2 protein-coding genes are annotated in these 1,688 nt (G+C 53.1%); one reads left to right on the top strand and one right to left on the bottom strand.

Annotation, left to right across the window (positions count from 1 at the left end; all coding sequences use genetic code 11):
- Nucleotides 1–314: 314 nt before the first annotated feature.
- Nucleotides 315–1,103, bottom strand: coding sequence for an XRE family transcriptional regulator (locus tag G542_RS0114080; protein WP_012697464.1), 789 nt, complete (start codon nt 1,101–1,103; stop codon nt 315–317).
- 140 nt (nt 1,104–1,243) lie between these two features.
- Here G542_RS0114080 and G542_RS0114075 point away from each other — a divergent pair, with 140 nt between their 5' ends.
- Nucleotides 1,244–1,546 carry a helix-turn-helix domain-containing protein gene (locus G542_RS0114075; RefSeq protein ID WP_034986059.1) on the top strand — a complete coding sequence of 101 codons (303 nt, stop codon included), beginning with the start codon at nt 1,244–1,246 and terminating at the stop codon, nt 1,544–1,546.
- The last annotated feature ends 142 nt before the right edge of the window (nt 1,547–1,688 follow it).

Genomic DNA, 1,688 nt, shown 5'->3' with positions numbered 1-1,688 from the left:
ACAAAAAAACCGCTCTCGCGGCGGTGTGTCCGCCTGTGAATCCGGGTCGCCAAACCCGGTCGCGCTATTGAACGCGACGGGGCAAAGATAGCCCGGAGCAGGGAAAACGTCAATTTTGAGGGGTGTGTGGGGTGGTGATAGTTTTGACACCTAGAGAAACAGACACAAAAAACCGCTGAAACCCAATATCGGTGCGGGTTGCAGCGGTTTCATCGCCTAAAATCGTGTTGCAAAAACTTTGGCACGGATTGAGCAAAAACAGGCGAAATTTCGCGCAGTTTTGACACCAGAACGATCAGGTTTGAGCAGCAACCTTACAGTTGACGACCAAACCACACTACGCGCCCAACGATTGCGAAATCATTCGGCAGGTCGTTGAGGTCAATATCGTATGGGGCATAAGCCTCGTTGGCACTGATGATGCCAATCTTGCCGCCGGGCTTGCGCTGTAAGCGCTTCACAACCAGGTCGCCGTCAATCCTCAGGACATACAGCCCATCCTTTGGCGCGTTGTCGGCATGGTTGATCAGGATGACGTCCCGGTCATTCAGCACTCCCTCCATGGAATCACCCTTGACCGACAGGACAGACAGGTCGTGCGGGTCAATACGCAGGAAGTTATCAATCCAATAGCGCCGAAAAGCCATTGAAAATATAGGCTTTTCACCGTTCGCATCTAGGCCGTGCCCAGCGGATGCCTTGAGGTTGTAACGGGGGATGAAAACGAAGTCCTGAAGATTTACTGGATTACCCAGCGTATCCAGGCATGGGCAATCAACCTCACTCCTTGGGCTTTCCGCCTGCGTCGGGGCGGCAGGCTTGAACATGCCCCCATCACCAAACAGCAGCCAATCGGCACGCACGCCGTAATGCCGAACAAAAGATGAAAGCTTGGTGGCGTCTGGTTCGCGTTCGCCAGCCTCCCACGCCTGCATGGTTGATACGGACACGCCAACTGCTGCTGCTGCCTCATTTCTCGAGACATTGCGTGCCTTGCGCACTTCCTTTAGCCGAGCCCCAAGCTCGAATCGTTCGTTTTCAGGTTTGTTAGTGGAACCTGAAAGCGGAAACTGGTTATCTTGTGGCGCTTTAAGGTTTGTCATAAAAGCCTGATTTTAAATGGTTTAGCTGTAATCACTCGTTTTCAGCACGAAGAAAAACCTGAAAACAACCTGAAAACGGATTGCATTGAACCTGTTTTCAGGTAGCATGCACCTATTCCCAACCTATTTGGAGTAAAGGAATGGATGCACTGATACCTGCAAAAAAAGCAGTCCAAGAGGACTGGCATCGTGCGGACATCATTGCAGCGCTGCACAAAGCCGGATGGTCGCTCAGGCAGTTGTCCCTCTCTGCCGGGCTAGGGGCAAAGACACTGGACGCCGCCTTGGTGAGGTCTTACCCCAAGGCCGAAAACATCATTGCTGCTGCCATCGGCGTTAAACCGGAAGCCATCTGGCCAAGACGCTACGCAATGCGCAATTTTAAGCCGGTTTTCCCCTCAATCCCCAAGCGGAACCCAAATTGCCCCGCTGTCATGGGGTGAATCGTAGGTGTTTGCGCGACAGCGCACCACTTCCGCGTTTCTCAACGAGAGGTAAACCGAGATGCGAAACAGAAAGCGCCTGCCGGGCTCGCTTGATGAAGCCATCGAGATGAACTTCGAAGCGGCCGAACACAGTCGCCGT

Origin of the sequence: Laribacter hongkongensis DSM 14985 (assembly GCF_000423285.1) — a bacterium.
Classification (GTDB): Bacteria; Pseudomonadota; Gammaproteobacteria; order Burkholderiales; family Aquaspirillaceae; genus Laribacter; species Laribacter hongkongensis.
The sequence above is the reverse complement of the archived record's forward strand: the minus strand, read 5'-3'. Positions and strand labels throughout refer to the sequence as shown.